The following is a 26,711-nucleotide window of genomic DNA, read 5'->3' as shown; positions in this document are numbered from 1 at the left end:
AAAAAAAAAAAAAAAAAAAAAAAAAAAAAAAAAAAAAAAAAAAAAAAAAAATTTACCAAACCTTCAATTTAATTCTTTTTTTATATATATTTTTTTGATGATAAAACTTGAAAAATCCTTATTAAGAATAAACTTTAATAAAGATTAGTAAGGATGTGAGAGTTTATTATGTCAGAATATAAGTATTATCAAGAGAGTAATCCCTTGTCGATATATAATATTTAAAATGCATGATGATAAATGGAACTTATCTACTATTTAAATTTGAAATAAATAAAACAGAGTGGTAAAGGTTAGAAGATGTACAATGACCTTATTTTTAATACGGCGCTCATATTATCACTATGTACTTTCTACGCATTAATTAACTCAATAGGGAAATTAAATGATAAGTCAAGAAAAATAATTATGGGGCTTCTATTTGGTGGGATTATTTGTGTCAGTATGATGTTCCCTTGTAATTATGTCACAGGGACTTATGATGCCATAATAGTTATATTAGCCCTTTCTGCGCTGTGTTGCGGATGTATAACCGCTTCAATTACCATGTTTATTACTGTTGCTTGTAGAATAATCACTAATGGACAGGGGATGTGGGCAAGTCTAGTGGCAACAATACTTACCACATGTGTCGGCTTACTCTTTAATAAAATTTTTAAGAACAGAGGAAAAAGAATAGGCATACCAGAACTTTTTTTATTAGGAATAATTGTATCTTTAATAGCAATTTTTAGCAAGATTTTTATTGTTCCCATAAGTACTGGGTGGGCAATAATAAAGGATACATGGTTTGCTTTTATTACAATTTTCCCCATTGCTATGGTTTTGGGTGGTTTATTATTCCTTCATGAAAACCAACTGATAGATTCAATTCGCGAAATGAAAAGTAGTGAAAATAAACTATATGCCCTTACAAGTGCTGCAATGGATGCAATTATAATGCTTGATTCCGAAGGAAGAGTTGTATTCTGGAATAAGTCAGCTGAAGAGATGTTTGGATTTTCAAAGGAGGAAATATGTGGCAAACACCTACACAACCTAATCACACCTGATAGATTAATGGGAAGATTTGAAGCTGAGCTTACTGAATTTAAACAAAAAGGCATTTCTCCTTTTTTGAATAAGATACATGAAATGAAGGCTTTAAGAAAGGATGGAAAAGAAATAGATGTAGAGCTGTCTATTTCAACGGTATTTTTAAACAATGAGCGGCATGCAATTGGGATAGTAAGAGATATTACAAAACGGAAAAAACTTGAAAATAAAATCAGGGATAGTGAAAAAAAATACAGGCTAATCTTTGAAAATGTACCATTGGGAATAGTATACTTTAATAAAGAAGGTATAATAAACGAGTGTAATGAAAAAGCATTAAAAATTTTAGGAATTGGGAAAGATCAATTAATTGGATTAAACCTTCTTAAATCTAACAGAGAAGATGTTTTAAAAATTGTAGATAATGTTTTATCCGGGGTAACAACAATATCCGAACTTGAATATATTAGAGAAGGTAATTTAAATAATATATATATAAGAGTTTTTGCAAAACCTCTTTATTCCATAGAAAATGAACTTCTTGGTGGTATTTGTATATTTGAGGATATATCAGAGATAAAAAAAGCTGAGTTTGAAAAAGAAAAACTCAATAGACAGCTGCAGGAGAGGCAAAGATTGGAATCACTTGGGCAATTAGCCAGTGGAATTGCTCATGATTTTAATAATATTTTAAGTATAATACTTGGACACGCTTCACTATTGAAAATTAGAGAATATTCGCCCGAAGACAGGAAACGGAAAATCGAAATAATTGAAAAAACCGCACAAAGAGGAGCATTTATAGTAAAACAGTTATTAGATCTTGCAAAAAAAGATGATTCTGAGCTTGAGTCTGTTAATATCAATCAGTTATTAGATGATATTATCAATGTAGTTAATGAGACTTTCCCAAAAAGTATCGAGGTAAAATTTATACCAGGTGAAAATATTCCAGATACACTGTCAAATGAAAGCCAGCTACGTCGGGTATTCATGAATTTATGTGTAAATGCAAGAGATGCAATGATTGATGGTGGTACTCTGGAAATCTGTACGAGTTTAATCAAGAGTGAAGAAGTTATCGCTCAATTCCCGGATGCGAAAAAAATTGATCATATAAAAATTGAGTTTAAGGATACTGGAATTGGAATAAAAAAGGAACATTTAAATAATATCTTTGATCCATTTTTTACTACAAAAGAGCCAAGTAAGGGAACCGGTATTGGACTTTCAATAGTTTATAAAATTGTTAGAGACCATAATGGTTATATAGAAGTACAGAGTGAAGAAGGAAAGGGAACGAAATTCACTATTTATTTACCTGTTTTAAAAAAGAAAATAAAAAAGCGGAAAGAAGTTACCGATGAATTTGATAAAATTCCCGGAGGAAGTGAGACGATCCTTATTATTGAAGATGAAGAGGGGATTCTTGAAATGATGGCGGCTACTTTAAATATAAAGGGTTACAATGTGGTCAAAGTTGCAGACGGAACAGAGGCAGTGAAGTATTTCGAAGAGAATAAAGAGAAAATAGACCTTGTAATTACTGATATGGGAATTCCTGGTATGGGTGGAGATGAGGTATTCTACAAATTGAAAGAGATAAAGCCCTATATAAAAGTTATCATTGTAAGTGGATTTATTGATCCTGCTCTAAAAACGAAACTCTTTAAAAAGGGATTAGCAGGTTTTATTCAGAAACCGTATAACCTTGATGAGCTTGTTAGAGCAGTACGTAATATCCTGGATAAAGAATGAACAATCAGGGAATAATCAATTATTGATAAATACTGTTTGAATTTATTCTTATAAAAACTTATTTTAAAGCGTTTTTAATTATTGATCTTCGGAGATTAGGTTATGAGTAATCAGTATGAAGCTGTAATAGGACTTGAGGTTCATGCTCAACTTTTGACAGAGACAAAAATATTCTGCGGATGTAAAAATGAGTATGGAGCGGAGCCAAATACCAATACCTGTCCGATATGCCTTGGTATGCCGGGAGTTTTGCCTGTATTGAATAAAAAGGCAGTAGAATTTGCTATCAAAATGGGGCTTGCTACAAATTGCAAGATAAGAGGTTTTTCTCGTTTTGCCAGGAAAAACTATTTTTATCCAGATTTACCAAAAGGTTATCAAATATCACAGTATGAAGAGCCTTTATGTTATGATGGTTATGTCAATATTAGAGTAAATGGAAAAAATAAAAAGATAAGGATAAGAAGGATACACCTTGAAGAGGATGCAGGTAAATCTATTCATATACATGGTAAAGGTGATTATACCCTTGTCGATTATAATAGGTGCGGTGTCCCACTTATTGAAATTGTTACAGAACCTGATATTTCGTCTCCTGAAGAAGCATATTTATATTTGTCCAAGATAAAGCAGATTCTGGAATATCTTGAAATTAGTGATTGCAATATGGAAGAGGGCAGTCTCAGGTGTGATGCGAATATCTCTGTCAGAAAAGTTGGCGTAAAAGAGTTAGGGACAAAAACTGAAATGAAAAATATGAATTCATTCAGAGGTGTTGAGAGAGCACTGGAATTTGAAATTAACAGACAGATTGAAATTCTTAAGGAAGGAGGAAAAGTTCTACAACAGACATTACTCTGGGATGAAGATAGAGGAAAAGCGAGAGTGATGAGAACAAAGGAGGAAGCAGATGATTATAGATACTTTCCAGAACCTGACCTGGTACCTATGAAAATTGAAAAGGAATGGATTGAAGAAATAAATAAAGCTCTACCTGAGCTTCCAGATGAAAAATATGCAAGATTTTTAAATTCATATAATTTGAGAGAATATGATGTGGAGATTTTAACTTCGGATAAATATCTTGCTAACTATTTTGAAGAAACTGTGAAATACTTGGACGATCCTGTATTAGCAAGCAAATGGATACAGAGTGAAGTTCTGAGGGTGTTAAAGGATAAAAATATTTCAGTCAGGGATATTAAACTGAAACCTAAAACATTCGCAGAATTGTTGAAATTGATAAAAAATGGGACAATAACTGGTAATGTTGGAAAAGATATTTTTAACGAGATTGTTGATACAGACGAATCACCTGAAGAAATTGTCAGGAAAAAGGGCTTAGTTCAGGTAAGCGATACTGATGAGCTGATGAAAGTTGTGAATGAAGTACTGGCAGAAAATCCTAATGAAGTTGAAAGATATAAAGCCGGGAAAAAGAATCTGATCGGATTTTTTATGGGACAGGTTATGAGAAAAACTAAAGGTAAAGCAAATCCTAAGATTGTAAATAAATTGTTAAGTGAATTTTTGAATAAATAGAAGTTTTAGAATTTTATTTTTGATTTAATTCTTTTTATTTGAGTTAGGGAGAGGTGTCCGAGCTGGCTTAAGGAGCACGATTGGAAATCGTGTGTACCGGCTAAAACCGGTACCGAGGGTTCGAATCCCTCCCTCTCCGCCAAACTAAATCTCGGTATTTTTGAATGTTCTGACATATTTTCAATACGCCGATAACAAGAATGGATTCCTTCTAATGAAGAAATAAAGATGCAGATCAAAGTTAAGAAAACAATCAAAGAATTGCCAAAAGTCGAAAGACCAAGAGAAAAGTTGATGCATTATGGCCCAGAAAAACTTTCTAATTCAGAGCTTTTGGCTATCCTTCTACGTTCGGGTAAAAAGGGAGAAAATGTGGTTGAGCTGGCAGGTAAAATTTTAAAAAGATTTAAAGCCGATAAACTACCCTATCTAACTTTTGATGAACTAAAAGACTATCCCGGACTTGGACCAGCCAAAGCCTGCGAAATAGTCGCTTGTTTTGAATTAGGCAAAAGACTTCTCAGAGGCAAAAAGGCAAGAATTTATCTAAAACCAAAAGAGGTTTGGGAAGAATTAAAAGATATCAGAGACAACAAAAAAGAACATTTTGTTATTTTTTATCTTGACTCCCGAAATCAGGAAATCAAAAGAGAAATTATCTCGATTGGTTCTCTTAATGCTAATTTAGTTCACCCGAGAGAAGTTTTTGAGCCAGCAGTAAGAAATTTAGCCGCTCAAATCATTTTAGCCCATAATCATCCATCAGGGGATATCGAGCCATCAGAAGAGGATCTAACAATCACTAAAAGATTAGTTGAGGCTGGCAAAATTATGGGCATTGAAGTAGTTGACCATATCATTGTAGTAAAAAATAGATATTTTAGCTTTAAAGAAAAAGGCTTACTGCAATAAACTTGAAATATAAAGTTGATTTATTTCAGATTATTGTATAAACTTGAAATAAAAGGAGTGTTTATTTCAATTTAACATGGATAATAAATATGCAAAAGTTTGAAGCGGGCATTTATAAAAAATATTTCCAAGGGAAGGACTATGAGTATCAATATTTTAGTCCTAAATTTATTAACAAGCCATTTGAATGGGAAGATAAAATAATCACTTTACTATTAGAGGAAGCGGTGCGATTGTTAGGAGAATTTAATGCCTATTCTTTGTTGGTTCCTGATGTTGATTTTTTTATAAGAATGCATGTAGTTAAAGAAGCAACTTTATCAAGCAGAATTGAAGGTACAAAAACTGGTGTAGAAGAGGCGATTCTTTCTGAAGAAGAAATAATCCCTGAAAAGAGAGATGATTGGAGAGAGGTGCAGAATTATATTAAGGCAATTAACTACGCAGTATCAGAGCTTGAGAATCTCCCTCTTTGTATGAGGTTGATAAAGAACGCTCATAGAATTTTGCTTTCTGGAGTAAGAGGGAAGGAAAGGGAACCTGGGGAAATAAGAAAAAGCCAGAATTGGATAGGAGGTTCAAGTTTGCAAGATGCTATTTTTATTCCACCGCATCATACAGAAATCCCCAATCTTTTAAAAGATTTAGAGGAATTTTGGCATAATAAAAAGTTAAGTATCCCTACATTGATTAAAACTGCTATGACACACTACCAGTTTGAAACTATCCATCCATTTTTGGATGGTAATGGAAGAATTGGTCGTCTTCTTATAACTTTGCAACTTATTAATTATGGATTTTTAAAAAAACCTTCTCTCTATCTCTCAAGTTTTTTTGAAAGACACAGGTCATCTTATTATGATTCTCTTAATTTAGTTCGAACAAACAATAACATTGAGCAGTGGTTAAAATTTTTTCTTACAGGGATTATTACTATTTCTAAAGAAGGGATAAACATTTTTGAAGAGATTATTAAGCTTCGCCAATTGTATGAAAGAGAGATTATGAAGTTTGGGCGTCAGGCAAAGATTGGCCATCGGGCTTTACTTTTTATGTTTTCTAAACCCATTGTAGATGTGAAAACTATCAAGACGGAATTTGATGTTGCTTTTAATACTGCTAACTCTCTTCTTAGTAAATTTTTAAAAGCAGGACTGGTTAAAGAAATAACAGGCCATTCCCGTAATCGCCTTTTTGTTTTATGGAAGTATTTAGATTTATTTAAAAAGTAATTATGACAGATAAAATCCCCAGCACTTTAAAAATGTTTTGGACAACGCAAAAACGAAATATAAAGAAGAAGTTGAGAAAAGAGAATGTGAATTAGTGGAAGTAGAAGATTGTAACATGCCCGAAAGTTTATCTTTTGGTGAGGATTATAAAAAGTTCGATTTTTGTCCAAAAAGTACAACCAATTGGTATTCTGGGGGAATTTAAAAGGATATGCCAGCCGATTTTCCCTTCAAATCTTTTCACCTTTGTTTGCGAACCACGCAGGCCAAAATTGGGCTTTTTACCATTTTTGGCTTGTAAAAATTTGCTTGCTTTCATTATATTTGTTAGTATAATGAAAGGAGAAAATATCAACAATTTTATGATATCAAAATATGGAAAATAATCAAGGCAATAAATTAGTAAATAAAATAGGAATATTAAGAACCGATCTTAGATTGTTTCAAGGCGAACTTGACTGTAAAGTCGATGTGCCTTACACAACTTTGACCAAGATCGAGACAAGCGTTATTAAAAAGCCTTTGGTGTATGTAGCGGAGAAGATTGCGAAAGCGTTAAATACAACATTGGATGATTTAATAAACTGAGTTCACCTATAATGCAAACAAAACAACTATTAACGATTAAAGAGGCTAGTGAGTGGGCTAGTAAATTCTTAAAAAGAACTATAACTGAGTCAAATATTTCCTATTTAATTCAGTACGGTAAAGTAAAAAAATATAATGGAAATGGTGTAACACAGGTTGATATCAATGATTTAAAGAGATATTACGAGTCATATCACGGAAGAAGAGAGCTTTGTTGGAGAAAGAAATTAGGAGATGATTTAAATTTTTGTAGCTTAACAAGTAATAAATAAAGAAATATTATGGCTACTTATCACAAACTTATAATTGGAAATTGTATGAGCATGGATGAGATATCGGATAATAGTGTTCATTTGATGGTAACTTCTCCTCCATATTTCAATGCCCCTTTTGATTACAAAGGATTGTTTAAAAGTTATGGACAATATCTTGGGGTGTTAAAAAGATTTGCTCAGGAAACTTATAGAGTTCTTCAAGTAGGGAGAATTGCTGTATTAAATATTGACGATATGCTCATCAATGGAGAAAAATTTCCAATAACTGCTGATGCTACAAAGATTTTTCTTGAGGTAGGTTTTAAATACAGAGATAGAATTATTTGGAAAAAACCCGATGGGTATTTAAGGATTAGTAGAAGGAGTGGGGTTATTTTGCAAAACCCTTATCCTATGTATTTTTATCCAGATAATTTACTGGAGAGTATTATAATTTTTCAGAAAGGCAAAAAATTTAATTACCGTTCTATCCCTAAAGAAGTAAGAGAGGCTTCCAAAATAGACAAAAAAGAATTTTCGGATAACAAATGGTATATGACACTTTGGGAAATGAATAACGTATTGCCGGGTTCTCCCCTAGAAAAAGATATTGCAGCTTTTCCAGAGGAACTGCCTTATAGATTAATAAAGCTCTTTTCCTATAAAGGAGAAACAGTTTTAGATCCCTTTGTGGGAAGTGGAACAACAATGAAAGTAGCCAGAGATTTAGGCAGAAACAGCATTGGCATAGAAATCAAGAAATCCTTAATCCCAATTATTAAGAAAAAGTTAGGGTTTGGTGAACAGACAGCTTTTTTTAATACAGATGACAAATTGGAAATAATTATTCGTAAACCGGGAAAATATGGACCTATCCGCTAAAATAATAGGAATAAAATATAAACCTTATCTTTGTGCAGATTTAAAAGAATTTGCATTTAGGGAATTGGAAGAAGTATTATCAAAACATGCTTCGTTTATATTAAATTTTAGTAAAGGAAAGAGCGTAGCTATAAGTTGGTGGGTTTCAGCTAAACGGACTCGTTCTTATCCTTATGCAAGAGTTTATGATACTTTAAATTTTGCGGGAAGAAAAATAACAATTATTCCCATAGTAAAAGATGAAGGCAAAAAAGGAGACAGAGATTTTCTTCAATGGGATACTATTTCTTTAATGAGCCTCTTGGGTGTTTATGTAATTATTGGCTATTATGTTGAGGCGGAAAGAAGCAAAAGGTACAGACATAAGATTACCAACCAGAGGTTTGATGTAGGTTATATTAAAGAAAAAATACAGGAAATCCTTTCCTATCAATCCGATGCTTTACATTGGAATCTTTCTCAAATAGATAAAATTGGTGAAATTGCTCAGAAAGCATTAAAAAGCTATAAACTAATTTCAAAAAAGACTAAAGTTGAGATGCATTCTTGGGTTAGTGCAGAAAAAAGAATAAAACAATTGCAAAGAGGAAAAGAAAAATTTATGAATCTTTCTCGTGCTTTGGCAAAGAAGGCCCAAAGACGAGAAAGTATAACAACTCAACCTAAAGAGTATTTATCCGGAGAAAAAGGTATTATTACAATCAAAAATTATCTTGGCGGTTTTTATTATTTTACAGTAGATGAAGTTGAGTTAAAAGGAAAGGAAGTTTATTTAATAGAAGGTAAGCACAGCAAAGGAACACTGCCATCTGTCGGTGATATAAAAGACGGGTTGATTAAAATGATTTTATTTACAAATTTAGAGGATGTGAGAATTAACGGAAGGAGTTTTAATCCAAGACCTGTTTTGAAATTAACGGTGGAGAATCATTTTGATGTTAGAAAACTTACCTCTACTCAAAAAAGAAATTTAAAGTTGTTAAATGAGGAGGCAAAAACTAATAATTTTATCTTAAAAATACTATGATGGGTAATAATATTATATTTGAAGTTGAAGAAGAATATTTACAAAAATTAGCTAAAAAGGAGTTTGGAAGAAAACTTAGTGAAGAAGAAATAATTTTTATACGAAAAGGAATTATTAGCGCTTTATCTATATGTCTAGATAGTATTGTTAAAACTGCAATTCAAGAAATTGAGGAATGTAACTCCTAAGTAAAGAATTTTGGGATTTACTCGGCGGAGAAAGAACATATGAAGATTTGCTAAATGTATTTGAAGAAGCTGGATTAGAATTATATGACGAAATTGAAGAGAAGATGAAAAGTTTAAGAGAAAGTTAAGATATTCTTAATTCGAAAACATTATTTAACTTGTGAGCATTCAAAAACAATTTGAACAATTTTATGAAAATATAAAACTTACATCTTCACAAAGAGAAGATGCAAAGAGAAAATATAATGGAGTGTGTAAAAAACTACACGATCATTATTATCCTGATAATGAATATAACGGAAGTACAAAATTATTAATTGGATCTTATGGTAAACACACAAATATCAGACCGCCCAGAGATGTAGATGTTTTATTTATTATGCCTGATGATAAATTTGATCGATATGATGATAATGAATCAAACAGTCAATCTCAATTATTGCAAGACATAAAGAGAATTCTTAGTGAAAAATATTCTACTACAGAGAAAATCAAGGGATGGGGCAAGGTTGAATTGGTTACATCAAAAAGAGATCAATTAAATAAAAGAATTGAAACTTATATACAAGATTGCCCATTAGACAAACTCAAGGGTTTACGAAGATGCTAGAAAAGCACTTAAGATTGATGAAGAATTAACATTTTCAGACGAAGAAATTGCTCAGTTTTTACCAACTGAATTAAAATTAAAAAAGAATTTGCTGCCAAACTCGGCAGAGCCGAGCGATCCGCCCTTGGTGGATTAGAAAAACTTTAAATTGGGAAGTCCAAAGGTCGCCCTTCACGGGGCAGGCGTATGGTGGACCTGGGGGGAATTCCGACGTCCCGCGGGTATTATCGGTTTTTTGGGGGAAATTGGTTCGAATTTTTTAAACAGGCACCGCTAAAATGGTAACTTGATTCTATATAAAATATTTACGTTCAAATTAACAATTTCATTTTAACACTTAAAAGAAAGGTTACTATAGAGGTATATAGGCCTACGATTAGACTCTATACTTATAAATAAATGCTTTAAACAAAGATTTTAAATGATAAAACTTTATCTTAAAACCGGGTATTTTATTTGTTTTTTCTTTTCATAAGATCTGGTTGCCATATAAATCCAGATAAATAATTGCTTTATCCATCCTACTCTTTCAAATCTACGTGTAGATGAGAAAACCTTTTTGGTTTTAAAGAAAAAATACTCACCATATTTTTTGCACTCTTTCAACAGGTATGTATCTTCATCAAATGACAATTTCTCATCAAATCTAATTTCATTTAAGAGATCTCTTCGAATTATTTGAATTGATCTGGATGTCTTTGTTATTTTATTCGCAAAATTATAGAATCGATACCAGACTCTCGCAAGCTTTGAATCAGGATAGGGAAGTAGAGAAACCATTCCGCAGGTGAGATTTTTAGCATGGTTCTTATGAAAAAAATTTTTTAACTCAGTTAAAAAATCTTTTTCGATATATGTGTCAGCATCTAGAAAAATTACCCAACCATTACTAAATGTTAAATTTTCAATACCTGCGTTCTTTGCCCTTGATACTCCATACTCATTGATCTTTAAAACTTTGAACCAATCTGGTGCATTATCCATAATTTCTTTGTGTGTATTGTCAGTAGAGCCGTTTTCTACAACAATCACCTCTAAATTATCCTTCGGATAGTCAAGCTTTTTAATGGAATTAATAGTTTTTGAAATGTATGCCTCCTCATTATGCGCTGGGATTATGAATGAGAAATTAATAAAATTTAAGTTATAATTTTTATTCACAGATGTAAATCTATAAACAATTGCAAAAATTTACTAAAATATTTTTAAAAAATAATTTGTACGCCCGGAAGGACTCGAACCCTCAACCTTCTGGTCCGTAGCCAGACGCTCTGTCCAATTGAGCTACGGGCGCACTTTTAAAATCACTAAAATTTAATTGTTTTATAACTTAGAATTCAATATTTATTATATTAATATTTAATTAATAGAATTTAAGGTAGAATTCTACCCTAAACTATAATAAATATTTATTAAGTTTTACAATCTCCCATTTTAGTTACCTTGACAATTGGTAAGTCATTAGGTAAATTCAAACAGTTTTATAAAGGCGATATATGGGTAAAGTTATTCTAAAAAATATGGTTTTCTATGGTTATCATGGTGCAGTCGAACAGGAAAAAATTCTTGGCGGTCGATTTGAAGTTGATCTTGAATTAAAATTTGATATGTCAAAAGCGATAAAAACAGGTCATCTTGAAGATACGATTAATTATGAGGAAGTATATAAGACTGTTCACGATGTTGTAACAAACTCCCAATATTATCTACTTGAAAAGCTTGCTGGTAAAATTATGGAAATCATTTTCAAAAGCTTTAACGTTGATTCTGTTAAAATCAATTTGAGGAAACCTAATGCTCCACTGAAGGGTGTTCTTGATTATGTAGAGGTTGAACTTGAATATTCAAAAAATGATTTTTTTGAAAAGATGAAAGGTTTAAATGTACGATAAGGTTTACATAGGACTTGGCTCAAATATTGGCAATAGACTACAGAATATCAAAAAGGCTATAAATATCATTTCGGCGGACAATAAAATTATAATAAATAAGGTTTCTTCAATTTATATCTCAGATCCTGAGGAAGATGATTCTTTGCCAGAATTTTATAATGCTGTGATAGAAGTAAGTACTGAATATGAACCAATTGAATTACTTGAAGCTTTGAAATCTATTGAAAAATCGATGGGAAGAAATTTAAAAAGGGAAAAAAGGTATGAACCAAGAATAATAGATCTTGATATAATAGCATTTAATAGCATTGTAATTAAAGGTGACATTCTTTGCATACCTCATGATAAAATGAAACAAAGAAAATTTGTTCTCATTCCTTTAGAGGAAATTGCACCAGATTTTGTATGTCCTGACTGTGGACTAACAATAAATAATATGATTTATAATCTAAGGGATAAAGATAAAAAGGTTGAAAAAGCTGTTAAAATATTATTATAGCAATTATGAATAGTATATATTACATTGCAATTGAGGGTGTTATTGGGGTAGGGAAGACAAGCCTTGCTAAGATTATCTCAAAAAAATTATCTGCAAAACTTTTACTGGAAAAGCCTGAAGAAAATCCTTTTCTCGACGATTTTTATAGAGATACAGAAAGATACGCTTTTCAGACACAAATCTTTTTTTTATTGAGTAGATATAGACAGCAGATGGAATTAAAGCAAGCGGATCTATTCTCAAAGTTGATTGTAAGTGACTATATGTTCCAGAAAGATAAACTTTTTGCTAGTATAAATTTGAATGAAAAAGAATTTTCCCTTTATAATAGTCTTTACAGGTTGCTTGAAAAAAATATTCTAAAGCCTGATCTTGTGATATATCTGCAAGCAAGTGTGAATAGGTTGATGCAAAATATAAAAACAAGGGGCAGAAGTTATGAGAAGTATATTGAACCGGAATACATCGAATCATTGATTCATGTATATAATGAATTCTTCTTTATGTATTACGATAGCCCTCTATTAATCATAAATACAGAGGAAATAGACTTTGTAAACAACGAGAACGATTTAAATGATATTTTAAAGGTCATTAATACCCCTTTTGAGGGTACAAAGTATTATAAACCTGTAAAAAGAGTGTTAAAATGAGGCTATTTCAATTAATATTTATAGCGCTAATTATCTATCTATTGTTGAAATTATTAAAACACTTCATTACTAAGGTACAAATCAAAGAACATAAGCAGAAAAATAAGGAAAGCGAATCATTAATAGACAAAGACGATATTGAAGATGCCGATTTTGAAGAGATTGACAAGAACGAAGATACTACTGCTTAATTTTTGTATTTTATTGATACTTTTACGATGTCCTGAAAATAATGAAAATATGAGGTGGGGCAAATTTATCAAAACGTTTATCACCAAGTACCAAGAGGCACAACTGTCCGATATATATAAAATTACTTTTCAAGCAACTTTTGGTCCTGGTCATTTAGGTTCAAATATTGATGATATAAAATACTCAATTGAAAAAGAGATATCAGAGATTGAGGAAGATTGCAATGCTTCTTTATATGAGCCTATAGAAAATGATAGTGAGTTTATATGGATTAATCTTAAAAAGTTTAAATGTGAGAATTTTGATCCAGAGATTTTAGCAAAAGCCATTTTATTATCATCAAAAAATGTAGGAAATCAAGCACTATTTGATAAAAGGTGGTCAGAAGTAGGAAATTTAATTAAAAGAGGTGAGTTGAATTTCTCAATAAATGACTTTAAAAATTTTACTCAAAAGATTAAAAGAGAAAATTACCCGATAATTCATCATTCGGAGAGATTTATAAAAGTATACGATCCTCATTATAGGGTCGTTAAATTTTCGATATGGAAGGAGTTAATATCGAGGTATTAATATCTGTACTAATTGTAGCCATAACAGGCTCTGCTGTGGGTTATTTGCATAAATTATTAGAAGTCAAAAACTTCAAGACAAGGATTTTGGTTGTTTTATTTGCAGGCATATTTATTTCTTTTTCTCTTGTATTGCCGATAAAGTTATTAGACTTATTGAGTGCATTATATATGTATTATTGCCTTTTAGCAAATATAATAGGAATTAGTATAGTTATATTTTTTGATAAAATTGTATTTAGGCTGAGATTTTCATCAATTCTGTTTGGTATCTTAAACTTTCTTATACTTATCTTCATATCTAAAATAAAGATGAAAGATATTGAAGTAGGATATTTATATCTCCTTCTGATTGGGATTTCATTCTTTTTAGGGTTTCAATTAAAAAATTTAAAAAAATAAATGAGAAAGATATTACTAACAGGGGCAAATAGTTTTCTTGGTGGACATTTATATAAAGCATTGTTTAATAGTTATATAGCATATGGAACATACAACTCCAATAGAATAAGAACAGTAAATTTCTTAAAGCTAAATCTTATCGGAAAGGGTGATGTCTTAAAAATATTAAATGAAGTAAAACCTGATATAGTAATTCAAAACGCTGCCGTATCTGACCCGGATGATGCAGAAGTAAATAAGAAAATAGCATGGCTGGTTAATGTAGAATCAACTGAGATAATAGCAGACTGGTGTAATAAAAATAGAGCAAAATTACTTTATATATCGACGGATCAGGTTTTTGATGGATTATCATCATATTATAAAGAAACAGATAAAGCAAATCCAATAAACTTCTATGGCAAGACCAAAGTCGAAGCAGAGAATATAGTGTTAGCTTCAAATAAAAACGCTGTTATCAGAATGGCATTAATGTATGGTAGAGGAGTTTTTAATATATCATACCGACAGGAATGGCTGTGGAATACCCTAGCTTATGGTAAGGGAAAAATTAAGATAATTTACGATCAATATCGAAGTTTACTCTGTGTAAATAATGCAGCGGATCTAATAAAAGAACTCTGTGATATTGATTTTTCTGGTTTAATTCATATTGGTGGACCAGAGAGAATATCCAGGTATGATTTTGCTATCAGATTATGTAACTTTTTAAATCGTGATTATAATGAAAGAATTGAGAAAGTAAGTTATAAAGAAGTTCACTACAAAGCGGTAAGGCCAAAAGATGTGAGTTTTGATATCACAAAAGCAAAAGGTATATTAAGAACTCCGATTCTGACTACTCAGGAAGCTTTATCAAAGTATTATACTTGAATCTCTTCAATTTCATAATTCCTGCGACCGAGCCCTATCTTTTCACCATATTCAAGTTGAACATTGTAGTTAATATTTGGATATGATGCTTTTGATAGATTAATACCGCTTTCCTTTTCTGTTAAATCGATGATAGCTTTGTCAATAGCAATGGGATCGTAGCCGCCAATAACTCCGATATCTTTTACAACAAATCTTTCTGGTTGAGCCATACAATCGCAGTCTTTTGTCATAGTAATTGCAAAAGTAATATAAGCTATTTTTCCTCTTTTACTCTTTATAACACCCAATGCATGTTCAGCAATCTGCTTTTGGACCTCTTCATCTGTCCTATCCCATCTAAATTTAACAGCATTAAATCTGCAAACTGCAAGACACTCACCACAGCCAATACATTTCTCTTCAACTATAACCGACTTTCCCTCGCTATTGACAACAATTGCATCAGCCGGGCACCATCTTAAACATAAGCCGCATGCAGTACATACTTGAGAAACGATTCGGGGTTTAGAAACGCTATGCTGTACTAATTTACCCTTTCTACTCGACATTCCCATTCCGATATTTTTTATTGTAGCACCGATACCAGTTTGCATATGTCCCGTAGCATGAGAAACTACTACGATGGAATTTGCGGCAAGAAAATCAGCGGCAATGTATACTTCTTTATTAATAGGGGCATCAATTCTAATAGAAGCTTCATTTCTTCCTGCAATGCCATCTGCTACAATAAATGGAACACCTATTTTTTCAATACCAAAGCCGTGTTCATGAGCAAGCAATACATGATCGTATGCATTACTTCTTTGTGATTTATAAAGAACACATGTATCAGTTAAAAATGGTTTTGCCCCATAATTTTTTATATAATCAATAATAGGTTTTACATGGTAAGGTTTTAAATGAGTTTTATTTCCCTTTTCACCTATATGAATTTTTATTGCTACTATTTCTTCCTCTTTAAGAATGGACTCCAGCTTCATTGCTTCAAGCAGTCTGTGAATTCCTTTTTTTACATGTTCGATATTATCTTTATTAGTAAATCTGAATAGATGTAATTTTGACCTTTCCATTGTTATCCTTCCTATATTCAATTCCATCAATTTAAAAGTAAAAAATATGCCCTTAATAAACAAAGAACTGTAAAATAAATAAATATAATAAAGTAATGCAATGAATATTTCAGGATAAAAAATTATATTATGGTATGAAAAATTGAGAAATTGCATTTAAAGATGAATGAAATGACTATTACAAAAGGTAAATTAACGGAAAAGATATTAGAAGCACCAGTACAGCCAGGTTGCTATATATTTAAAGATAGGCAGGGGAAGATAATTTATATAGGTAAAGCTAAAAATATTAGAAACAGGGTTCGCTCATACCTTAGTAAGACTAACATGAACCCAAAACAGATGATTATGGTCTCAAAAATACATGATGTAGAATATTTTATAACGAATTCGGAAGTTGAAGCATTAATTCTTGAAAATACTCTTATAAAAATGTATAAACCAAAGTATAATGTTTGCCTTCGCGATGATAAAACATATCCATATATTAAAATAACAAATGAAAATTATCCCAGACTTTATATTACAAGGAGGCTTCTTGATGACGGCTCAAAATACTTTGGACCTTTCACTGATGTAAAATCTTTAAGAAAGACTTTAGATATCATTAATAAGATATTTCAGATTAGAACATGTAAATATAACCTGACCGACAATATTGTAAAATTAAAAAAAATAAAGCTATGCTTAAGCTATCATATTAAAAAGTGCGGAGGTCCCTGCCATGGATTAGTTAGTAAAGAAGAGTACTCAAATATGATAGAGCAAGTTGAAGCTTTTATTAATGGAAAGACTGATAGTGTCATGTCATATTTAAAAAATAAAATGGAGACAGCTGCCAGTGAATTAAGATTTGAAGATGCTGCTCGTTATAGGGATCAGCTAAGAGCAATCCAGTTATATTCACGGAAGCAATACATTGAATTACAAGGGATTAATGATGTTGATTTAATATACTTTATAATAGAAAATAATTATGGTCTTTCCCTTCTTTTTAGAATAAGAGGTGGAAAAATAATAGGTAAAGAACCCTTCCAATTACAAAATACTGAAAATGCAGAGTTTAGTGAAATTGTTTCAAGCTTTTTAGAGCAATATTATAGCTCAACTATTTTATTGCCAGATGAAATTATAACTAATATCGAACCAGAAAATCAATCACTTTTAGTTGAGTGGTTATCAAGTAAAAAAGGAAAGAAAATACGAATTAGCGTACCTAAGCATGGGGAAAAGGCAAGGCTTTTGCAAATAGCTGAAAAAAATGCGAAGCTGCAATTCGAAGAATTTAAATATAAGGAAAATATAAAAGTTGATTTTGTGCCAAAGGTTCTTAAAAGTCTCAAAAAAGATTTGAATCTTCCAATGTATCCGAGAAGGATTGAGGCTATTGATGTTTCAAACATAAAGGGAAAACAGTCTGTGGGTTCTGTAGTGGTTTTTGAGGATGGGAAGCCTAAAAAAAGTGAGTATAGAAAATATAAGATAAAAAGTGTAAATGGTATTGACGATTATGCAATGATCTCTGAGGTGATGAAAAGAAGATATACAAGACAATTAAAAGAAAAAAAAGATCTGCCAGATTTGATATTGATTGATGGGGGTAAAGGGCAGTTATCTAAAGCAGTAGAGGTTCTTAAAAGTTTAGAACTTGAAAATATTCCCGTTATAGGATTAGCAAAAAGACTTGAGGAAATTTTTATACCTGAACAAAGGGACCCAATTATTCTACCAAAGGATAGTCTTTCATTGATACTTCTAAAAAGGGTTAGAGATGAGGCACATAGATTTGCGATAACCTATCACAGGAAAAGGAGGAAAAAGGAAACAATAAAATCAATCCTGGATGAAATACCTAAAGTTGGAGAGAAAAAAAAGAAAGAACTAATTAAACATTTTGGTTCTGTTGAAAAAATAGCATCAGCATCTATTGAAGACCTCACAACTGTTCCTGGTATTGGTAAAAAACTTGCAGAAACAATCTGGCATTTTTTGCATCGATAACATATTGATAAGGGATTATAATATGGAAAAAATTGAAAGTGTATACGTTAAAAATTTAGTCGAGAAATATGGGACACCACTTTATGTCTACGATTTCAATAAAATAGAAAAAAATCTTAATAGATTAAAGAATGCGTTTAATTTTGCAAGCGGTAAGGTTAAAATATACTATTCATTGAAAGCATATTCTCATCCAGTAATTGTTAACTTCTTGAAAGATAGGGAGATAGGGTTTGATTGTGTTAGTCCCGGTGAAATACGTATGGTTCTTGAAGAGGGAGTAAGTTCAGATAAAATTTTTTTTACGAGTAGTTACGAAAGTGAAAATGACCTGAAATATGCAATAGATAATAATGTAATAATAAATCTTGACGATATATCGTCATTCAAAAAATTAATAAAATTAGGTAAAGTGGATTTTGTTAGTTTTAGAGTTAATCCTGGCGAAGGTAAAGGTAAATATGAGCAGATAATAACAGGTGGTACAAAATCAAAATTTGGTATACCACAAGAGAAAATTATTGATGCATACAGGTTAGCATATGATTATGGGATAAGACGCTTTGGCATACACATGATGGTAGGTTCAGGCAATCTTGATAAAGAATATTTCCCATTTATTATTAACCAATTATTTGTGATAATCAGCGAGATAATTAAAAAGGTTAATGTAAATATTAAAAATATAAATATAGGGGGTGGTTTTGGTATACCATATTATGATGATCAGGAAGAGTTGGATATTGAATGGGTAGGGCAAGAAATACTTAAAATTTTTGAAAATAAGGTGAAAGAATATGGTTTAAATGATCCATATTTATCTATTGAACCCGGAAGATTTATTGTTGGTAATGCGGGATATTTAGTGACTAGGGTAGCAGGGATCAAAAGGAGCTATAAAAACTTTATCGGTGTGGATGCAGGCTTTAATATATTCCCAAGACCAGCCCTATATGGTGCAGAACATAATGTTTATTTATATAAGAAATTTGATAAACATAAAAATATTTATAATATTTGTGGGCAGATTTGTGAAAATACGGATATATTGGCGAAAGATAGATTGCTACCCGATAATATTAAGATAGGTGATATAATTATATTCGGCGAGGCTGGTGCATATTGTAGTGTGCTTTCAAGCAGTTACAATCTTAGATTCAGACCCGCTGAGGTAGCAATATACAATGGCAAGGACTATCTAATAACAGAACGGGAAACATATGAACATTATACATCTAGACTTTTAAAGGTTAAATTTTAGGAGAAGCTGATGGAAAAGTTTAAAGAGCCGGAAGTAACATTGGAACTGGCTATGGAGCATGGGTTGACAGAGGAAGAGTATAATAGGATAATAGAAATACTCGGGAGAAAACCAAACTATACTGAATTAGGAATATTTTCAGTAATGTGGAGTGAACATTGCAGCTATAAAAATTCAATAGTTTTATTGAAGACTTTGCCAAGAACTGGTAAACATTTGTTAGTTGGAGCCGGTGAAGAAAACGCCGGGCTTGTTGATATTGGTGATGGGCTTGCCGTATCTTTCAAGATCGAATCTCATAATCATCCTTCTGCAATAGAGCCTTTTCAGGGAGCAGCTACAGGTGTAGGTGGAATATTACGAGATATATTTACAATGGGTGCAAGACCAATAGCAAATCTTGACTCATTGAGGTTTGGTCCATTGAACAATCCTAAAAATAAATATCTCTTTGATCATGTGGTTCAGGGAATTGCACATTATGGGAATTGTGTTGGAGTTCCAACTGTTGCGGGTGAGGTATATTTTGAAGATTGTTACACTGGTAACCCATTAGTAAATGTGATGACGGTAGGAATAGTTGAACACGATTATATAGTAAGTGCAACAGCTAAAGGTGAAGGGAATACAGTAATGATTGTTGGTTCTTCAACAGGAAGAGACGGTATTCACGGTGCAACATTTGCTTCTGAAGAATTATCAGAGGAATCTGAAGAAAGACGACCTTCTGTACAGGTGGGAGATCCTTTTACTGAGAAGTTATTATTGGAAGCTTCTTTAGAGTTAGCCAGGAAAGGTTTTCTTGTAGGAATGCAAGATATGGGAGCAGCTGGTATATCATGTTCTACATCTGAAATGTCAGCAAGAGGAAAGTCGGGTATGATCCTTGATTTAAGTAAAGTACCTTTAAGAGAACCAGACATGACACCTTATGAAATTATGCTTTCAGAATCTCAAGAAAGAATGCTTGTCGTTGTAAAAAAAGGTTTTGAAGAAGAAACAAAGAAAATATTTAAAAAATGGGATTTAAATTGCGTTGAAATAGGTCAGGTAACCAATACACAGTTGCTTGAAATTTATATGGATGGGGAAAAGGTTGGAGAAGTCCCTGCCTGGCATCTGGTATTGGGTGGAGGTGCACCATCTTATATACGAAAGACTAAGATACCCAGCTATTTAAGTGAGACAAAAAATTTTAATGTTGATGATATTGAAGAGCCGCGTGACTATAACAAGGTATTACTAGAACTTATTGGCTCACCGAATATTGCAGACAAGTCGTGGATTTATAAACAATATGATCATTCAGTTATGACTAATACTGTGATCAAACCAGGAGATGGAGCAGGTGTATTAAGAATAAAGGATACAGATAAAGCTCTTTCTGTAAAAACTGATGGAAACGGTAGATATACTTATTTAAATCCCTACAGAGGTGGTGCAATAGCCGTATCTGAAGCTGCAAGGAATGTAGTTTGTACTGGTGCCAAACCAATTGCTATTACTAACTGCTTAAATTTTGGCAATCCATACGATCCTGAAATATATTATCAGTTTAAAGAAGCTGTTCTGGGAATGGGAGATGCTTGTAGAGTATTTAATACCCCTGTAACAGGTGGTAATGTTAGTTTTTACAATGAATCTCCCGAGGGTGCAATTTATCCTACTGTTGTTGTCGGAATGCTTGGTATAATTGATGACATAAAATATGTTACAACACCATGGTTTAAAGATGAGGGTGATTTTATTTTATTGATAGGAAATTTAAAAGGCGAACTTGGTGGTAGCCAATATCTCAAGACAATTTATGGACTTGTAAAAGGGGATGCACCAACGATTGATCTGGAATTTGAAAAAAGAGTTCACAATGCAGTGCTCGATGGGATAAAGGAAGGGATAATAAAATCAGCGATAGATATTTCAGATGGCGGAATGGCAGTGGCTATTGCTGAAGCATGCATAAAAAATCCAGAAAAAAATATTGGTGCATCGATTTTTGCTTCAGGTGATATGAGAAATGATGAATTGCTTTTTAGCGAATGTCAATCGTGTATTATTGTTAGTATTGACGAGAAAAATTTGCTAGAGATGGAAAAGATTGCTTCTAGAAATATTGTTCCGTGTACAACAATTGGTAGAGTAAAGGCTGATGGTGTACTCAGAATAAATGACCTGATTAAAATAGATGTAAAAACTATATCACAAATATACTACAATGCAATTCCTAACATTATGAATAAATAAAGGAATTTCAATGTATGAACTTATTGAATTCACAAAAGAAATTAGGAGAAAGCTGCATAAGATTCCTGAGCCAGCATTTAAAGAGTTCAAAACAACTAAGTTTATAGAAATAACGATCAGGAATATGGGGCTTCAGTTTGAGAAGTTTGAGAATTTGCTAACTGGGGGATATTGCAAGATTGGCAATCAGGATAATGTAGTATTATATCGCACAGATATAGATGGCTTACCAATTCAAGAAAGCCGTTCTAATAAACTAAAATCAACACATCATGGTTATATGCACGCCTGTGGACATGATTATCATACAGCCTTTGGACTTGCATTACTAAGATACTTTAAGGATAAGAATCTAAAACGTGGGCTAAATGTTATATTTCAGCCAGCAGAAGAAAGTGCTGACAGTGGTGGCATGTATACTGTTAAGGAAATAGATTTTTCAAAAGTATGTTGTGTATTAGGTGTGCATATGAGTCCATATTATGAAAAAGGGGTTATTCAAGTGAAATCGGGTCCGATGTGTGCTTCTTCAAGCCTTATTGCTTTCGAATTTAAAGGAAAAGGTGGTCATACATCAGCTCCTGATAAAAGTAATGACCTTGTTTATATTGTATCAGAATTTATTTCTCACCTGAATGATTATTTAAGAAAGCAAATTGATCAGGAAGAGATATTCATTCTATCCTTTGGCAAAATACAGGGAGGTGAATCCCACAATATTATTCCAGAAAAAGTTTTTGTCGGTGGAAGTCTAAGAGTACTAAATGAAAATGTTTATAATAAAATAAAAGACTTAATTAAGGACTATGTGAAAGGTTATGAGAAGTTATATAAAATAAAAATAGACTTCAAAATACCATCCTATTGTCCGCCTGTAATAAATAACAATAACCTTTATAATAATTTTGTAAGATTTATAAGCCAAGATAAGGAACTAAAAGAAACCTGGAAGATTGAAAATAAAGTCTTTATGGGGGCCGATGATTTTAGTTTTTACTCAAGGATAGTCCCCGGATTGTATTTTTTAATAGGAGCTAAGAAAAGAGGTGAATTGCATTCACCAATATTAGAATTTGATGAAGATGTGATAGATATTTCCTTACCATTACTCACTCGTTTTGTTGAATATTTATTAAAAAAATAAAAATAAATAGCTCTTACACCATGCTGAAAAATCAAGTAAAATGTTTTATAACTATTATAGGTTTTATTGTTTTTATTGTGCTTTCTAAATGTAGTACCTATTATATAAGAAGTCAGAGGGATTTGTATAAAAGTTTCAGCAAAACCGAAAAAATTGTCTACAGAAAGGCAATCGATTTCTTGGAAGATTGTTATAAAAATAAAAAACCGGTAAGACTATTCCCTGGTTGTGAAGTAAAACAAATAGAAGTAGATAGGAAGAATAAAACAATTAAGATTTGTTTCAATGATAAGTTTTCTTATATTCCGTTTAGAGAAGATAATACAAAAGAAATATATAATTATTTTAAAAAAAAGCTCGGGCCTAGATATAAAAATTATAGTGTTTTTATTTATACATTAAATAAACCTATTGAGGAACTTATTCCCAATTTTTATAGACAAAATGTATCCGAAATTGATATTTCGAGGATGGCAAAACCAAATTATGTAGAGTCAAAAATTGTTAGAAATATTTCGCGTCCGTATATTCCATCCAGAGGTTTATACAATAATCATATAGTAATAATGCCCAGTCATGGCTGGTATTATTCATACAGAAGGGACCGATGGGAGTGGCAAAGACCAAGGCTTTTAGGAACTGTTGAGGATAAATTAACATTTTCCCTTGCTGTGCAGTATCTTGTCCCTATGCTGGAAAATGCAGGAGCATATGTATTCATGCCAAGAGAAAGAGATATTCAAGTTAACGAAGTTATAATTGATAATGATGGTGGTCATGAAACATCCTATTATTATGAAGTATTCAAAGACAGTACAAATCCATGGCTTAAAGGAAACGAAAAAGGATTCGCTTTGGTTAAAACGCCATATGAGAGTAATGTGAACCCCTTTAAACTCGGAACTTTTAGAAAAATTTATTCAGATACTATCGAAACAGCTTATATTGAGTTGGTTCCTGATATACCTGAGGATGGATACTATTCTATTTATATTTCATACCATTCTTACGATAGTAGCGCTGTAGATGTCAGGTATAGAGTTTACTACAATGGAGGACAAGCAGATTTTTTTGTAAATCAAAAAATTGGTGGCAGTACATGGATATATCTTGGCAAATTCAAATTTAAAAAAGGAATAAATCCTACAATTGGTAAAGTTGTATTAACTAATAAATCTTCATATAAAGGGAAAATTATAACGGCAGATGCTGTTAGATTTGGTGGGGGAGTAGGTAATATTAAAAGAGGAGGAAAATTGAGCAGAAGGCCAAGGTATTTAGAAGGAGCAAGGTATTACTTACAATATGCGGGGTTGCCAGATAGTCTAGTATACAATATAAGTGATGACACAAATGATTATAGAGATGACTATATATCAAGATCAGAATTTCCGAATTATCTAAAAGGAGTTTTAAGAGTACAAGATACAGCAAAAAAATTTGTAGGCTTATCAGTTCCTATAGATTTATCTTTATCGATACATACTGATGCAGGATTAAATAATTCGATAGATACAACCATAGGTACATTAGCGATATATAGTGTATATGACAGAGATTCACTAACAGTATTCCCTGATAGTATATCAAGATTTACAAACCGTGATCTTGCCGATATAGTACAAACCCAGATTGTTTATGATATTAGAAAAAAATATTTCAAAAAATGGAATAGAAGAGAATTATTAAATGCTAAATATGCCGAAACATACTTGACAGATTTACCATCAATGATTCTTGAGTTACTCTCTCATCAGAATCCTTATGATGTAAGATTCATGCACGATCCAAATTTCAAGTTTGATGTGTCAAGAGCAATTTATAAAGGTATATTAAAATACCTTTCCTTTCAATATCGACGGGGTTATACTGTACAGCCCTTACCTGTGCATAATTTCACTTCATATTTTTCAGGTAAAAAAAGCGTTACTTTATCCTGGAGCCCGACGATTGATACGCTGGAAAAAAGTGCTAAACCTGACCGATACATTGTATATATAAGGAGAGATAACGAGGATTTTGATAGCGGTTTACTTATAAATGATACCATTATTACATTTGTAAGTCTTATTCCTGGAAGGATATACAGCTTTAAAGTAACTGCTGTAAATGATGGCGGTGAGAGTTTTCCATCGGAAATACTATCTGTGTGCTGGTTAGATAGTGCAAAGGGAAATGTATTGATAGTAAATGGTTTTGATAGAATATCAGCACCTGAGTTTCTGAATTTACCTAAATTTAAAGGTTTTTTCCTGAATATAGATGAAGGAGTTCCCTATAAGTTTGATGTCAGCTATGTTGGTCAGCAGTACAATTTCAATCCATATTCAAAATTTATAAACAACGATAGACCCGGCTTTGGCGCAAGTTTTTCAGACTTGGAAACAAAAGTAATATCTGGGAATTCCTTTGACTACCCTTATTTACATGGAAAATCGATTAAAAAATTAGGTTACTCTTTTGTTTCAACAAGTGATGAGGCTGTCGCATCTGGAAAAGTTAATTTAATGGATTATGATATTATTGATTTTATATATGGGGAAGAGAAACAGACTGTTATGCCGGGTGATAAAGGCAATGTCAAATATCAAATCTTCAATAAAAAAATTAAAAATAAAGTTATAGAATTCTGTAACAATAATGGAAAAATATTCATATCTGGTGCTTATGTATGCTCTGACCTTTTTTACGGTCCCTTAAGTGATAGTTTTGATATTTATTTTTCAAAAGAAATACTCAAAATGGATCTTGGAACTAACTATGGTTCAAGGAGTGGAAAGGTTTTTTCAGATGATTCTTTATTTTCATCGATAATTCCTGAATTTGAATATTGCAATACATTTAATGATTCGATATATAAAGTTGAATCTCCCGATGCTATTTTACCTGTGGGTAATGGTGCAAGAACAATACTAAGATATGATGAAAATTATTTTAGCAGTGGAATCGCCTATAATGGAAATTATAGCATAGTTATTTTTGGATTTCCCTTTGAAACAATACTGGGACAGGAGAATCGGGATAAGGTAATGGAAGCGGTTTTTAAGTATCTTTTACTCCCAAACAAAAATGGTTCTTAAATATACTTTCTAATTACCTCCAGCATTTCATCATGAATTAACCCATTTGTTGCCAGATATTCTTTACCATAAATAGAAAAATCTCCTCCCTTCATATCTGATATTTTACCGCCAGCTTCCTTTACTATAATACTACCCGCAGCCACATCCCATGGATTGAGATTAAACTCCCAATATCCATCGAATCTTCCACAGGCTAAATAACATAAATCAATTGTTGCAGCACCAGTTCTTCTAACACCCTGACACTTCTCATACAAAGCTTTAAATAATTCCATATTTTTATAAAAATACTGATTCAATTCATAAGGAAATCCAGTAACCAGCAGAGAATCAATTAACCTGCTTATTCTAGATACATGAATTTTTTTACCATTTAAATAGGCACCGGCACCGTTTGTCGCATAAAACATCTCTTTTCTTACTGGATCATAGACAACTCCTAAGATAATTTTGCTATCAATTTCAGCAGCGATAGATACTGCGAAACATTGAAATCCATGCACAAAATTGGTTGTGCCATCGAGTGGGTCAATAATCCATGTAATATTTTTATTAACAGTTTTGGTGTCAGATTCTTCTGCAATAATACCTGCGTTGGGGAATTCCTTAGAAATTCTGGATATAATTATATCCTGAGAATCTTTATCTACTTCTGTTACCATATTAACTCTACCTTTATAATCAATTTTTAGAGCTTTTTTCATATTTTTTAATATAAACTTACCAGCCTCGAGAGCTACACCAATAGCAAAATCTTTAATTTTATCAATATCGTATTTCATATTTTCACTCCC

The 26,711-nt window shown here is 32.0% G+C and carries 25 protein-coding genes, 2 tRNA genes and 1 pseudogene; 24 read left to right on the top strand and 4 right to left on the bottom strand.

Annotation, left to right across the window (positions count from 1 at the left end; all coding sequences use genetic code 11):
* The first annotated feature begins 300 nt into the window (after window positions 1–300).
* The 12 genes and pseudogenes from H0Z29_10155 to H0Z29_10100 all read left to right on the top strand — a co-directional run bounded on the left by H0Z29_10155 (window position 301) and on the right by H0Z29_10100 (window position 10,028).
* Window positions 301–2,793 (top strand): PAS domain S-box protein, encoded by a 2,493-nt coding sequence (locus H0Z29_10155; GenBank protein ID MBO8131854.1) that lies wholly within the window; start codon window positions 301–303, stop codon window positions 2,791–2,793.
* Between the two features lie 102 nt (window positions 2,794–2,895).
* Window positions 2,896–4,335 carry an Asp-tRNA(Asn)/Glu-tRNA(Gln) amidotransferase subunit GatB gene (gene gatB / locus H0Z29_10150; GenBank protein ID MBO8131853.1) on the top strand — a complete coding sequence of 480 codons (1,440 nt, stop codon included), beginning with the start codon at window positions 2,896–2,898 and terminating at the stop codon, window positions 4,333–4,335.
* A gap of 47 nt (window positions 4,336–4,382) precedes the next feature.
* Window positions 4,383–4,477: transfer RNA gene (locus H0Z29_10145), tRNA-Ser, on the top strand.
* An 86-nt stretch (window positions 4,478–4,563) separates the two neighbouring features.
* Window positions 4,564–5,247: a DNA repair protein RadC gene (gene radC / locus H0Z29_10140; GenBank protein MBO8131852.1), complete on the top strand. Its 684-nt coding sequence runs from the start codon at window positions 4,564–4,566 to the stop codon at window positions 5,245–5,247.
* An 83-nt stretch (window positions 5,248–5,330) separates the two neighbouring features.
* Window positions 5,331–6,479, top strand: coding sequence for a Fic family protein (locus tag H0Z29_10135; GenBank protein ID MBO8131851.1), 1,149 nt, complete (start codon window positions 5,331–5,333; stop codon window positions 6,477–6,479).
* A 375-nt stretch (window positions 6,480–6,854) separates the two neighbouring features.
* Window positions 6,855–7,067, top strand: a complete 213-nt coding sequence (locus tag H0Z29_10130; GenBank protein MBO8131850.1) for a helix-turn-helix transcriptional regulator — start codon at window positions 6,855–6,857, stop codon at window positions 7,065–7,067.
* 11 nt (window positions 7,068–7,078) lie between these two features.
* A complete protein-coding gene (locus H0Z29_10125; GenBank protein ID MBO8131849.1) occupies window positions 7,079–7,339 on the top strand; it encodes a hypothetical protein in 261 nt (86 codons plus the stop codon).
* Between the two features lie 9 nt (window positions 7,340–7,348).
* Window positions 7,349–8,203 (top strand): site-specific DNA-methyltransferase, encoded by an 855-nt coding sequence (locus H0Z29_10120; GenBank protein ID MBO8131848.1) that lies wholly within the window; start codon window positions 7,349–7,351, stop codon window positions 8,201–8,203.
* A complete protein-coding gene (locus tag H0Z29_10115) occupies window positions 8,187–9,230 on the top strand; it encodes a hypothetical protein (GenBank protein ID MBO8131847.1) in 1,044 nt (347 codons plus the stop codon). Before H0Z29_10120 ends, H0Z29_10115 begins: the two co-directional genes overlap by 17 nt.
* Window positions 9,227–9,418, top strand: a complete 192-nt coding sequence (locus H0Z29_10110; GenBank protein MBO8131846.1) for a hypothetical protein — start codon at window positions 9,227–9,229, stop codon at window positions 9,416–9,418. Before H0Z29_10115 ends, H0Z29_10110 begins: the two co-directional genes overlap by 4 nt.
* Window positions 9,418–9,546 (top strand): annotated as a pseudogene (locus H0Z29_10105) (TdeIII family type II restriction endonuclease). Before H0Z29_10110 ends, H0Z29_10105 begins: the two are co-directional and overlap by 1 nt.
* A 32-nt stretch (window positions 9,547–9,578) precedes the next feature.
* A complete protein-coding gene (locus H0Z29_10100; protein MBO8131845.1) occupies window positions 9,579–10,028 on the top strand; it encodes a hypothetical protein in 450 nt (149 codons plus the stop codon).
* A gap of 432 nt (window positions 10,029–10,460) precedes the next feature.
* Here the strand turns inward: H0Z29_10100 and H0Z29_10095 are convergent, their stop codons facing one another.
* Together H0Z29_10095 and H0Z29_10090 are read right to left on the bottom strand one after the other, a co-directional pair.
* On the bottom strand, window positions 10,461–11,189 hold the full coding sequence (locus H0Z29_10095; protein MBO8131844.1) for a glycosyltransferase family 2 protein: 729 nt from the start codon (window positions 11,187–11,189) through the stop codon (window positions 10,461–10,463).
* Between the two features lie 59 nt (window positions 11,190–11,248).
* Window positions 11,249–11,322, bottom strand: a tRNA-Arg gene (locus H0Z29_10090).
* 202 nt (window positions 11,323–11,524) lie between these two features.
* Here H0Z29_10090 and folB point away from each other — a divergent pair.
* From folB to H0Z29_10055, 7 genes are read left to right on the top strand one after another with little or no spacing between them, the layout of a single operon-like run.
* Complete coding sequence (folB, locus tag H0Z29_10085; protein ID MBO8131843.1) at window positions 11,525–11,920, top strand: dihydroneopterin aldolase; 396 nt, start codon at window positions 11,525–11,527, stop codon at window positions 11,918–11,920.
* Complete coding sequence (folK, locus tag H0Z29_10080) at window positions 11,910–12,419, top strand: 2-amino-4-hydroxy-6-hydroxymethyldihydropteridine diphosphokinase (GenBank protein ID MBO8131842.1); 510 nt, start codon at window positions 11,910–11,912, stop codon at window positions 12,417–12,419. The genes folB and folK overlap by 11 nt, the downstream gene beginning before the upstream one ends.
* Before the next feature lie 5 nt (window positions 12,420–12,424).
* Window positions 12,425–13,072: a deoxynucleoside kinase gene (locus H0Z29_10075; GenBank protein MBO8131841.1), complete on the top strand. Its 648-nt coding sequence runs from the start codon at window positions 12,425–12,427 to the stop codon at window positions 13,070–13,072.
* Window positions 13,069–13,263, top strand: a complete 195-nt coding sequence (locus H0Z29_10070; protein ID MBO8131840.1) for a hypothetical protein — start codon at window positions 13,069–13,071, stop codon at window positions 13,261–13,263. The genes H0Z29_10075 and H0Z29_10070 overlap by 4 nt, the downstream gene beginning before the upstream one ends.
* Window positions 13,226–13,837: a hypothetical protein gene (locus H0Z29_10065; GenBank protein ID MBO8131839.1), complete on the top strand. Its 612-nt coding sequence runs from the start codon at window positions 13,226–13,228 to the stop codon at window positions 13,835–13,837. Before H0Z29_10070 ends, H0Z29_10065 begins: the two co-directional genes overlap by 38 nt.
* On the top strand, window positions 13,810–14,238 hold the full coding sequence (locus H0Z29_10060; GenBank protein MBO8131838.1) for a hypothetical protein: 429 nt from the start codon (window positions 13,810–13,812) through the stop codon (window positions 14,236–14,238). Before H0Z29_10065 ends, H0Z29_10060 begins: the two co-directional genes overlap by 28 nt.
* The gene (locus tag H0Z29_10055; GenBank protein MBO8131837.1) at window positions 14,239–15,111 is read left to right on the top strand and encodes an SDR family oxidoreductase; all 873 of its coding nucleotides are present in this window, start codon (window positions 14,239–14,241) and stop codon (window positions 15,109–15,111) included.
* Here H0Z29_10055 and H0Z29_10050 read toward each other — a convergent pair.
* On the bottom strand, window positions 15,102–16,184 hold the full coding sequence (locus tag H0Z29_10050; protein MBO8131836.1) for a DUF362 domain-containing protein: 1,083 nt from the start codon (window positions 16,182–16,184) through the stop codon (window positions 15,102–15,104). The two genes, H0Z29_10055 and H0Z29_10050, sit on opposite strands and share 10 nt — an antisense overlap.
* A 171-nt stretch (window positions 16,185–16,355) precedes the next feature.
* Between H0Z29_10050 and H0Z29_10045 the strand changes: the two genes are divergently transcribed.
* From H0Z29_10045 to H0Z29_10025, 5 genes are read left to right on the top strand one after another with little or no spacing between them, the layout of a single operon-like run.
* Window positions 16,356–18,185 carry an excinuclease ABC subunit C gene (locus tag H0Z29_10045; GenBank protein ID MBO8131835.1) on the top strand — a complete coding sequence of 610 codons (1,830 nt, stop codon included), beginning with the start codon at window positions 16,356–16,358 and terminating at the stop codon, window positions 18,183–18,185.
* Between the two features lie 22 nt (window positions 18,186–18,207).
* Window positions 18,208–19,446 carry a diaminopimelate decarboxylase gene (lysA, locus tag H0Z29_10040; protein ID MBO8131834.1) on the top strand — a complete coding sequence of 413 codons (1,239 nt, stop codon included), beginning with the start codon at window positions 18,208–18,210 and terminating at the stop codon, window positions 19,444–19,446.
* A gap of 9 nt (window positions 19,447–19,455) precedes the next feature.
* A complete protein-coding gene (gene purL, locus H0Z29_10035; GenBank protein ID MBO8131833.1) occupies window positions 19,456–21,690 on the top strand; it encodes a phosphoribosylformylglycinamidine synthase subunit PurL in 2,235 nt (744 codons plus the stop codon).
* Window positions 21,691–21,700: 10 nt separating this feature from the next.
* Window positions 21,701–22,834, top strand: a complete 1,134-nt coding sequence (locus H0Z29_10030) for an amidohydrolase (protein MBO8131832.1) — start codon at window positions 21,701–21,703, stop codon at window positions 22,832–22,834.
* Window positions 22,835–22,854: 20 nt separating this feature from the next.
* On the top strand, window positions 22,855–25,914 hold the full coding sequence (locus H0Z29_10025; GenBank protein MBO8131831.1) for an N-acetylmuramoyl-L-alanine amidase: 3,060 nt from the start codon (window positions 22,855–22,857) through the stop codon (window positions 25,912–25,914).
* Here the strand turns inward: H0Z29_10025 and H0Z29_10020 are convergent.
* A complete protein-coding gene (locus H0Z29_10020; protein ID MBO8131830.1) occupies window positions 25,911–26,699 on the bottom strand; it encodes an inositol monophosphatase in 789 nt (262 codons plus the stop codon). The genes H0Z29_10025 and H0Z29_10020 overlap by 4 nt on opposite strands.
* Window positions 26,700–26,711: the final 12 nt, after the last annotated feature.

The sequence above is a fragment of the Candidatus Neomarinimicrobiota bacterium genome, from assembly GCA_017656425.1.
GTDB lineage: Bacteria > Fidelibacterota > UBA2242 > UBA2242 > B5-G15 > JACDNV01.
The sequence above is the reverse complement of the archived record's forward strand: the minus strand, read 5'-3'. Positions and strand labels throughout refer to the sequence as shown.

What these genes read in the sequence shown, in the direction of transcription:
- H0Z29_10155 (MBO8131854.1), top strand. Translation starts at nt 301, where the DNA reads ATGTACAATGACCTTATTTTTAATACGGCGCTCATATTATCACTATGT.
- gatB (MBO8131853.1), top strand. Translation starts at nt 2,896, where the DNA reads ATGAGTAATCAGTATGAAGCTGTAATAGGACTTGAGGTTCATGCTCAA.
- radC (MBO8131852.1), top strand. Translation starts at nt 4,564, where the DNA reads ATGCAGATCAAAGTTAAGAAAACAATCAAAGAATTGCCAAAAGTCGAA.
- H0Z29_10130 (MBO8131850.1), top strand. Translation starts at nt 6,855, where the DNA reads ATGGAAAATAATCAAGGCAATAAATTAGTAAATAAAATAGGAATATTA.
- H0Z29_10125 (MBO8131849.1), top strand. Translation starts at nt 7,079, where the DNA reads ATGCAAACAAAACAACTATTAACGATTAAAGAGGCTAGTGAGTGGGCT.
- H0Z29_10120 (MBO8131848.1), top strand. Translation starts at nt 7,349, where the DNA reads ATGGCTACTTATCACAAACTTATAATTGGAAATTGTATGAGCATGGAT.
- H0Z29_10115 (MBO8131847.1), top strand. Translation starts at nt 8,187, where the DNA reads ATGGACCTATCCGCTAAAATAATAGGAATAAAATATAAACCTTATCTT.
- H0Z29_10110 (MBO8131846.1), top strand. Translation starts at nt 9,227, where the DNA reads ATGATGGGTAATAATATTATATTTGAAGTTGAAGAAGAATATTTACAA.
- folB (MBO8131843.1), top strand. Translation starts at nt 11,525, where the DNA reads ATGGGTAAAGTTATTCTAAAAAATATGGTTTTCTATGGTTATCATGGT.
- folK (MBO8131842.1), top strand. Translation starts at nt 11,910, where the DNA reads ATGTACGATAAGGTTTACATAGGACTTGGCTCAAATATTGGCAATAGA.
- H0Z29_10075 (MBO8131841.1), top strand. Translation starts at nt 12,425, where the DNA reads ATGAATAGTATATATTACATTGCAATTGAGGGTGTTATTGGGGTAGGG.
- H0Z29_10070 (MBO8131840.1), top strand. Translation starts at nt 13,069, where the DNA reads ATGAGGCTATTTCAATTAATATTTATAGCGCTAATTATCTATCTATTG.
- H0Z29_10060 (MBO8131838.1), top strand. Translation starts at nt 13,810, where the DNA reads ATGGAAGGAGTTAATATCGAGGTATTAATATCTGTACTAATTGTAGCC.
- H0Z29_10055 (MBO8131837.1), top strand. Translation starts at nt 14,239, where the DNA reads ATGAGAAAGATATTACTAACAGGGGCAAATAGTTTTCTTGGTGGACAT.
- H0Z29_10050 (MBO8131836.1), bottom strand. Translation starts at nt 16,184, where the DNA reads ATGGAAAGGTCAAAATTACATCTATTCAGATTTACTAATAAAGATAAT.
- H0Z29_10045 (MBO8131835.1), top strand. Translation starts at nt 16,356, where the DNA reads ATGACTATTACAAAAGGTAAATTAACGGAAAAGATATTAGAAGCACCA.
- lysA (MBO8131834.1), top strand. Translation starts at nt 18,208, where the DNA reads ATGGAAAAAATTGAAAGTGTATACGTTAAAAATTTAGTCGAGAAATAT.
- purL (MBO8131833.1), top strand. Translation starts at nt 19,456, where the DNA reads ATGGAAAAGTTTAAAGAGCCGGAAGTAACATTGGAACTGGCTATGGAG.
- H0Z29_10030 (MBO8131832.1), top strand. Translation starts at nt 21,701, where the DNA reads ATGTATGAACTTATTGAATTCACAAAAGAAATTAGGAGAAAGCTGCAT.
- H0Z29_10025 (MBO8131831.1), top strand. Translation starts at nt 22,855, where the DNA reads ATGCTGAAAAATCAAGTAAAATGTTTTATAACTATTATAGGTTTTATT.
- H0Z29_10020 (MBO8131830.1), bottom strand. Translation starts at nt 26,699, where the DNA reads ATGAAATACGATATTGATAAAATTAAAGATTTTGCTATTGGTGTAGCT.